The sequence below is a fragment of the Stenotrophomonas beteli genome (assembly GCF_001431665.1).
In the GTDB taxonomy this organism is placed as follows: domain Bacteria; phylum Pseudomonadota; class Gammaproteobacteria; order Xanthomonadales; family Xanthomonadaceae; genus Stenotrophomonas; species Stenotrophomonas beteli.
Genome location: NZ_LLXV01000022.1, coordinates 41,060 through 49,434, shown reverse-complemented (window position 1 = coordinate 49,434; position 8,375 = coordinate 41,060). Strand labels below are relative to the sequence as shown.

Here is an 8,375-nt window from a genome sequence, read left to right as displayed (position 1 = left end):
GTGCCAATGGGTGGGCGGCGATTCGGCGTGACGCGTCACGTTAATGGGGCGAGTCCTACAGAGTGCGTCGCAGAGCGGCGCATCCAGACTGCCCACCAATTCCCTCGACTTGATTGACCATTATTCGGACATGATCAGATGAGGTCTTACAACATCGCTCGTTCTGCGGTTGAGGCCTTCTACTCAATTGAGACCGGTGACTGGCCTGGAATGATCGAATTGTTCGAAGAGCGGCTCGAACAGATACCGGCCTACAGGGAGGGAGTTAGGCGCGAGCTCCACGAGAGCTTGAGCGATTCCGAATTTTCGTGGAAATCGGCACTCTGGAATGACGATACCCATGTGGAAGAGTTTGATACGGAGGAAGATGCGCGATCTTTTATCAAGAACGTTGTAGCGCCTCTGGTCGATCGCGTCTTCACGAAGATGCAGACCTAGCCGAATGTCTGTGGCTTGAAGGCGCCAGCGCTCGCTTGCCCTGGCTTGGGCTGTCTCAAGGGCGGCCGTCAAGCATGGCGAATGTCTGGTCGCTGGGCACGAGAGGAAGGGGAAAACCCTATTTGCGATCTACCTGATTCCACGTGTAGGCATGGGATTGACGCTTCTCTGGAAGCTGTACATCCCATTTGCGCTAATGGAGGGCCTTTGGCTTTTCGAGGGGGCGGTGGCGCGGTCGCGGGTATTGCGACGACGCGACACGTGGAGACGCAGAGGCGGCAGGGCCGGCGGGCCCGTAATGATGGGCCAAGGCTCCCCCTGGGTCTTAACCATTTCGGGCTTGGAGGCTTCATGATAGGGGGGGCTTTATTCTGAAGGGGGTGTGTGATGGGCGTTGCTCGGTGGTGGTGTGCGTTGGCGTTGCTGTGCGCGGCGTTGGTGCCGGAGGCCGGGTGGGCGGCAAAGCCTGAGCCGGCGAAGGTGATGATGCTGGGCGTGTTCCACTTCGAAAATCCCGGCCTGGACGTGGTCAAGTCGAAGGTCGTCGATGTTTCCACTGCCGACAATCAGGCGTATTTGACGGGCCTCGCGAAACGAATTGCCGGGTTTGCCCCGACCGACGTCCTGGTGGAATGCGAGCCTGCCGCACAGGCGAAGCAGGATGCCGCTTACGCCGCGTGGCGCGACGGAAAGGCAGCGCTCGACGTCGACGAGACGCAGCAGATCGGGTTCCGTGTGGCCCGGGCATCGGGTCTCGCTGGCGTGACCTGTTTCGACGAAGGCAACGTGCAATGGAACGGCGAGTCGCTGTTCGCGTACGTCAGCGCGCACGCGCCCGCTCAGAAAGCGGAGATTGAGGCAGTATTCGCATCGCTTTCCGAGCGCACGGCCCGGGAGCAGGCCACGCTGCCGCTGCACGAACTGCTGCGGCTGACCAACGACCCGGCGCGTGATCGCGAGAACAAGAACCTCTACATCTTTACCAATGCGGTCGATGCGGGAGACAGCTTCGTCGGCGCCGATGCGTCGGCGAGCTGGTGGCATCGCAACTTCCGCATGTATGCAAACGTGCAGACCGCCGCCGCACCGGGGCGCCGTGTCCTTGTGATCGCCGGCGCCGGGCACACCGCGATCCTCAAGGACCTGCTGGCGATCGATAGCCGGCGGGTGGCGGAGGATGTGGTTCCTTATCTGATTCCGTGACAATGGATTGCCGTGGCTACGGAGGCATGCGTGATGCGACGGGTCAGTTCGGCAATCGAGTACCATCCTCTACAGACAGGGGGGATATGGATATTCGACTTGGGGCGATGTGCGTACTGTTGGCCATTGCGACCTCAGCTTCAGCGCAGCAGATACATTCGGCGAGAGGTCCCGCGCCAAAGCCAATCCCAGCAGCCCCGAGGGCCGCGCACAATTCGATGGCAAAGACCACGACGCCATTCAACTGCGAGCAGTACCGTTGGCCGAATCATCCTCACCCAGGCATGAAGCTGTACTGCGACGGTCTTGAGGCGAGCACTCTCCAGGGCGAGGCACGTCGTGCCGGCCGACCCGGGCCATCCGGTAGCGTCGTGTCGCTGCCGTCACTCGGGAGCGATGCGGCTAAGCGCTCGGGATTCGCCTGCATTGGCGGCCAAGCGTTCCGGAGGCTCCAGAATGGCTGGGAACAGGTCTCCGCGCCTTCCGGTGGCTGGCAACGTTGCCGCGAGCAGTGAGGTTCCGGCGTGTAGGGGCGGCGCCCCTACGGAAGCGCCTCACACGCGCCGGCGGGGCCTTGGCCCACGGCTCAGATGGACCACAGTTGAGGGCTCGGCGTCGGAAACCGGCCCGCACCCGGCTAGCCGCCGTGCTCGGCGAATTCTGAGGACTTCGGCAAGGTAGATCACGCCGGATTTCGCCGTAGCGGATCCCGTGGAGGCCAGAACCGATCGCGCAGCCAAGTCTGCGCGAGCCTCGGCCATCATCAGCCGTCATTCTCGCGCAATGTCGCGGGCCAGAGACCACTAGGCCGTGTCTGAAAGCCGAAACCGGCCCAAGGATCGGTTAGGTCGGCTCGGTCATGCGGATCGATCTCGATCATGCTGCAAGCTCATCCTTGTCGTGGGAGCCCGCAGGGAGGCAAAAGCCGCGCCAGAGCTTCAGCCATTGCCATGCGGAGCCAACAAAGGCCCAGATTCGACGGGTACGCCATTTCGCATAATGTATATTATGTTCCAAGCAATGCAGGCGCCCCAGCCCAACTCCGCCCTACAGGAACCTATGCATCACATACACATCCACCAAGCCCAGCATCCGATGACGGAACGCTTGTGGCAGCGTCCCCACCACCTCAAACCCGAGCTTCCGGTACAGAGTGACCGCCGGCACATTGGTACTCACCACGTAATTGAACTGCATGGCGAGAAATCCGTCTGACCTGGCCCGGTCCAGACTGTGTTCAACCAATGCCCGGCCAACCCCGCGCCCCTGTGCCAACGGGTCCACCACATAGGTCGCACTGGCCACGTGGGCGCCCAGATCGGGAAAATTGGGCCCGATCTTGTACAGTCCCATGATCCGGCCGTCCTGCACAGCCACGTACGGGGTCTGAGCCTGGAACCAGTGGCTGCGGAACGTCTCGGCCTCGAAGGTCTCCGCAAATGGCAGCGCATCCCCGGTGGCTATCGCGGCCCTGAAGATTCGCCACATGGCCTCGAAGTCGCTCTGCCTGGCAACACGAATCTCCATGCCACTCCCGCTGAAATCTGGCGTGATCGTCGGCACGGACACTACCAGAATGCAGCCTGGCGCCCATTCAGCGCACCTGCCACTAAACGAGATCAGCGTTCTCGTACAAGGGCTCAAGGTCAGCCAGCGTGATCTTTGCCTGGCAAAGAAGAATCAACGAAAAATACAGATAACAGAACAGGAACGTCCAGGTAGCAGCCGTGACCGAGTTGGCAGAGGCCGAAAGGCTGTTCAGTCGAGAAGCGACGTTCCCGTGTGCCGCATTGTTGCGGCTGGCGTAGAGAAGCGGCCGAACCACGAACGACAACCAATGCTGGTCGCTGCTGAAGGTTCCTGCCACACCGCCATTCGTCATGCTGGGATTCAACGCCTCCTGCCGGAGCAGAAGGCTGGCCTGGTGGACAATCCCCCTTGCCTTCTTGCTGTCCTGGATTCCGAAGTTGATTTCCGTGCCACAGGCCGACTCCGTGATCGTGCACAGAGTGGCGTACTTTCCACCCAGTGAGGCCTTGATCTTGGCGTGGATGCTGCCGAACTCCTTCTTGAACGACAGGTACGACGCGGGAACAAGGATGTCCCTGATAGCCGCCTTGGGCGGCACCTTGTTCGCGTTGTGCTCCTCAACCGCAATGCCGCGAAGGATGTACTGCGCAACGAAATGAAAATTTCTGTCGTGCGCATTCTTCAGGTACATCTTGATCAGATCCCGGATCGAGATGCCCTGCGCAGGCGCCATCGCAGGCGATGAGGTCGGCACCATCAGATTCAGCCGCGCCGCTATTTCCTTCAGGGAGAAGTCGATGGACATCTTGTCCGTCAGTTTGGCTGAAGCAGCGTTTTGCGGGCTCGCCAGGAACAGGTCGTTGTACGAACTGTTGGTGGCTGACCAGAGCGAATTGAAGGCAAGATCCGGCCTTCGCGGCAGTTGCCAATAGGCATCCAGAAGACTGGTGGCGGCAACGTACGGAATATCCTCCGGGATCGCCCATGACGACGGGCTCAGCCTCCGGAAGCGTGCATGCCATGCAAATCGCGGATGACCAATCGGCAGCATCTGCTTTTCATGCCGGGCAGACGAATAGCCCGTGACCATCTCTGCGAGGATTTCCAGCCTTGTTTTCTGCGGCATGCGCGCTCTGACATCCGGTGTCTGAAGGAACCTGTATCGGCCTCCGCGATCCAATCTTGAGCGCTCGGGGCCGCAACCAGCGAGATGCGCGCTCCCTGCGCAGTGGCTGCACAGCGTCTTGAGCCGAGGGACGCAATTGATGCGACAGATCGGAACCGCGACGCGCAATACCCACGAGCAATCGATTTATAGGAATAGTCGCAAAAACCCAGGGTTTTTGATGTTCGACGCGTCAGCAGCGCCAGAATAATCGCCACGCCTGCGGGCGCCGATCACCTCCTGCGCATGAATGGATTTCCTGCACCGCGCCCCTTGCAACTGGCGCTCCTGGATGACCACGAAATCGTCCGCCGCGGCACTGCGCTTCATCTTGCCGGCGATCGCCGCTTCGCCATCGTCGCCAGCCACGCTCACAGCGACGATCTCATCGACACCCTCCGTTGCGCCCGGGTCGATGTCGCCATCATCGACCTGACCCTGGCCCCGGGCGACCGCGACGGTACCAGCCTGGTGGCGCTACTGCGCGATGGGTTCCCTCGCCTGCCGCTGCTGGCATTTGCCACGCACCTGCCCACCACCAATATCAATCACCTGATCGGCACCGGGCTGAGTGGCTTCGTCAGCAAGGCCGAGCCACTGCACGCCCTTTCCGACGCGATCATGCGCGTTGCACAGGGTTTGACCCGCGTTCCGCCGGATTTCACCTTGGCCATGGGGCATGACGAACTCAGCCGGAGCGAGCGGGAAGTCCTGGACATGCTGCTGGAGGGATTCACCCTGTCCGAGATCGCATTGCGCCGCCATCGCAGCATCAAGACCGTCAGTACGCAGAAGATCGCCGCGCTGCGCAAGCTTGGGCTGCGCAGCGACATCGAAGTCTATGCCATGCGTGATCGACTGCTGGAACCGCGGTGAGACGCGGCGGCGCACCACGCCAGCTTGCGCTGATTCCGCTTCTGCTGGCATTGCTTCTGTTGCCCGGCGCGGCCGCCGACGATGCCACGCTGCAGCACTGGCATCCGAACGGCCATGTCCGGGTGGCCGTACCGCCGTCCCTGCACCCAATGCCGGCCACCCTGGCTGACTGGAGGTCTCCGGCAACCCTCGCCCACGGCTATGCGGAGCTTGTGTCCCGACGTACCCACCTGGTGTTTGAAGAGATTCCCTACCCCAGTATCGAGGCCTCGATCCGTGCCGTCTGCCGGAACGAGGCTGAACTGGTGATGGTGTTCGGCGGTGTTCGGCACCGCGCGCTCCCCTGCCCTGACCTGATCGCGTCCGGCGCATTCCCCGGCGGCGCCACTCTGCTGGCCGCACGTGCGGGTACGCGGCTGCCACGCGACGTGCGCGAACTGCACGGGCGGACGATCGCGGTGGTCCAGGGCGGGCCCTTTGCCGGCTGGCTGGCAGCACATCATCCACAGATTCACCTGCACCATTTCCCGGATCGGCACGCCACCCTGGCCGCCGTTGTAGCGGGCCTCGCCGACGTCGCCATCGGCCTGGAAAGCACGCTGCGGCCGATGGCCCGACGTTACTTCAAGGGCAGACTGCAACTGCAGGCGCTTCAGAGTGACTTTTCCTCCGACCTGCATCTGCTCGTCCGTCACCAGAACGAAGCCCTGCTGCGACGGATCGACAAGGCGGTGCGTGAGATCACGCTGGACGAGCACGCCAGCCTGCTGCACCTGTGGGCAGAGCAGGCGTTGCCCGCCCCTTTTGGCGAAGCGTTGCGCTGGGCGCGGCAACCGCCAGCGCTTGCCTGGGTAGCGCTGGTCCCTCTACTGGCCGCCGCACTATTGTTATGGCGCCTGCGCTCAGGCCGCGACCGGCTCGTCGCGCGTGCGGCGGGCATGTTCAACCACGAAATGCGCAATGCAGCCCAGGCCATGCTCAGCGCGATCGAGCTGCTGGCACAGTCACCGTTGCGCCGGGGACAAGGTGAGTTGTTGGGTGTTGCCAAGGCCGCCGGCCAGTCCCTTAGCGGGCTGCTGAATAGGGCACTGGACTTCTCGCGGCTGGCTGCCGGCGCGTTCACGCCCCGCCCCCGGCCCTGCGATGTGACACAGCTGTGCCAGCAGGTGCTGGATGCCGTTGACCCACAGGCTCGCCGCAAGGGGCTGCGGCTGGACTTCGCTGCACCAGCACCCCCCTCCCCCAACGTGCTGGTCGACCCGGATGCGCTGCGCCAGATCACCAGCAACCTGCTGATCAATGCCGTGAAGTTCAGTGACGCTGGCAGCGTCGAGCTTCGCCTGGATCTGGTGCCGCCCGCGCGACCGCGCGAACTGCTACTGGAAGTGATCGACAGCGGGATCGGCATCGCGCCTGAGACGCTGGAAGCGCTGTTCCAGCCCTTCCAGCAGGGCGCAGGCGGCAAGCAGCGTGGCGGCAGCGGGCTGGGGCTGGCCATCTGCCGCGAGCTGGCCCGCGCGATGGGAGGCGAACTGACCGTGCACAGCGTGCTTGGCAGAGGCAGTCGATTCATCCTGCGCCTGCCGGTACGCGCAACCCGGGCGGCCACTGACCCTGCACCGGCTCGCGCCCTGGCAGCTCCGCTGGCGGGGATGGCCCTGTTGCTGGCCGAAGATCATGCACTGAACCGGCGCGTCGTTGCCGAACAACTGCGACAGCTGGGGGCTGATGTGTGCGCGGTGGCTGACGCTGCCGCAGCACTGGCCGAACAGGCGCGAAACCCTCGCACGGTGATGCTGCTTGATATCGGGCTTCGCGGCATGGATGGCCATGCACTGGCGCGTGAACTGCGACGGCAATCGGGCACGCCCTTGCGACTGATCGCCTTGTCTGCGCGCACCGGACGCAGGCACCTTGAACGCTGCAGGGCGTCAGGATTCGATGCAGTACTGACCAAGCCGCTGCGGCCCGCGCAGCTGTTGCAGGCACTGCAGCTGCACGCACCGGCGGGGGCTGCACCCGCCGAAGCAACCATCGCAACCGACAGCCTGCTGGCCGCCTATCTGAGCGACATCGGCAACGAACTGGCGAACATCGAGGGTTGCCTGCGAGACCGCAACGCAGACACTCTGCGCCACCATGCACATCGACTTCAGGGGACCTTGCAGATGCTGGGCGCCCACGAGCAGGCCGCACTGGCGGCCGCACTGTGGGATCTGGGGCAGCGTGCCGCGCCGGACTGGGAGGCAGCCCTGCACCTGCTTGAGCACCTGCGGGGCTGGCACGGCGCCCGCACTGCGGACGCCCTGCCATCGCCCTGATCAGGCTGCCAGGCGCTCGATCTGGCGGCGGGTCAGGTCGTTGAAGCGACCCAGCGACATCAGGTGCTGGTGGATCAGCGCCAGCCAGCCGCTGCGGTGCCACTCGACCACGGTCGCTTCCGGCAGCGCGACCAACTTCTCGACGTCCACCACCAGGAAGCCATTGAGGTTGAACTCACGGCCATCTGGAGTGCGCACGGTGGCGTTACGCTCGACCAGCAGGCCGTTGTCGACCAGGGCCTTGGAGAAGGCCAGGGTCTGCTCGTGTTCACGGGTGAACTGGCCGCAGAATTCCAGCGCCTGCTGCACCATTTCGGTGGCCTTGCCGTCGGCGAACAGCGGCTGGCCTTCCTCGCCACCCTTCACCACGCGCGGGCTGTCTTCGTCGATGCCCAGCAGGAAGTCATTGTCCGCGCCGGTATCGATGAAGATGAAGGGATGGCGGCGCAGGTAGGCCGGGATGTAGGTCTCGTCTTCCCACAGGCCATCCTTGATGAACAGGTTCTGGTCGGACACGCCCACGGCGGCCATCGGAACCGCGCCCGGGCCGGCGAACAGGATCGGGAAGTGATGCAGGGCCAGCGCGAACTCGCCCAGCACCAGCGGAATGGCGTTGTTGCCGGCGGCGAACTCGAGACGGCCCGGCAGGATGCGCAGGTCGGCATGGAGATCGGCCTGCAGCGGCACCGGACGGGAATAGAACAGGGGTGCGCCGCTCGGCGCCGCTTCGGTGGTGGTGTCGCTGGTGGTGGTCATCTTGGGAACCGTTCGATCATGCGCGCCTGCCATCCCGGGCACGCCAGCGGGAACAACCTGAATCCCGCATTATCAACAAGCACGAT

7 protein-coding genes are annotated in these 8,375 nt (G+C 63.5%); 4 read left to right on the top strand and 3 right to left on the bottom strand.

Annotation, left to right across the window (positions count from 1 at the left end):
* Nucleotides 1–210 precede the first annotated feature (210 nt).
* Both ARC23_RS05820 and ARC23_RS05815 read left to right on the top strand, forming a co-directional pair.
* Complete coding sequence (locus tag ARC23_RS05820) at nucleotides 211–438, top strand: hypothetical protein (RefSeq protein WP_160321652.1); 228 nt, start codon at nucleotides 211–213, stop codon at nucleotides 436–438.
* 414 nt (nucleotides 439–852) lie between these two features.
* Nucleotides 853–1,641: a DUF5694 domain-containing protein gene (locus ARC23_RS05815; protein ID WP_152985210.1), complete on the top strand. Its 789-nt coding sequence runs from the start codon at nucleotides 853–855 to the stop codon at nucleotides 1,639–1,641.
* Nucleotides 1,642–2,688: 1,047 nt separating this feature from the next.
* Here the strand turns inward: ARC23_RS05815 and ARC23_RS05810 are convergent.
* Both ARC23_RS05810 and ARC23_RS05805 read right to left on the bottom strand, forming a co-directional pair.
* Entirely contained in the window at nucleotides 2,689–3,168 is a 480-nt protein-coding gene (locus tag ARC23_RS05810) for a GNAT family N-acetyltransferase (RefSeq protein WP_057496367.1), read from the bottom strand.
* A gap of 82 nt (nucleotides 3,169–3,250) precedes the next feature.
* Nucleotides 3,251–4,297, bottom strand: a complete 1,047-nt coding sequence (locus ARC23_RS05805) for a hypothetical protein (protein ID WP_057496363.1) — start codon at nucleotides 4,295–4,297, stop codon at nucleotides 3,251–3,253.
* Nucleotides 4,298–4,582: 285 nt separating this feature from the next.
* On the opposite strand from ARC23_RS05805, the gene ARC23_RS05800 reads away from it, so the two are divergent.
* Both ARC23_RS05800 and ARC23_RS05795 read left to right on the top strand, forming a co-directional pair.
* Nucleotides 4,583–5,212: a response regulator gene (locus ARC23_RS05800; protein ID WP_057496362.1), complete on the top strand. Its 630-nt coding sequence runs from the start codon at nucleotides 4,583–4,585 to the stop codon at nucleotides 5,210–5,212.
* Complete coding sequence (locus ARC23_RS05795; protein ID WP_080393029.1) at nucleotides 5,209–7,533, top strand: ATP-binding protein; 2,325 nt, start codon at nucleotides 5,209–5,211, stop codon at nucleotides 7,531–7,533. Before ARC23_RS05800 ends, ARC23_RS05795 begins: the two co-directional genes overlap by 4 nt.
* Here the strand turns inward: ARC23_RS05795 and ARC23_RS05790 are convergent, their stop codons facing one another.
* On the bottom strand, nucleotides 7,534–8,289 hold the full coding sequence (locus ARC23_RS05790) for a SapC family protein (protein ID WP_057496361.1): 756 nt from the start codon (nucleotides 8,287–8,289) through the stop codon (nucleotides 7,534–7,536).
* Nucleotides 8,290–8,375 lie beyond the last annotated feature (86 nt).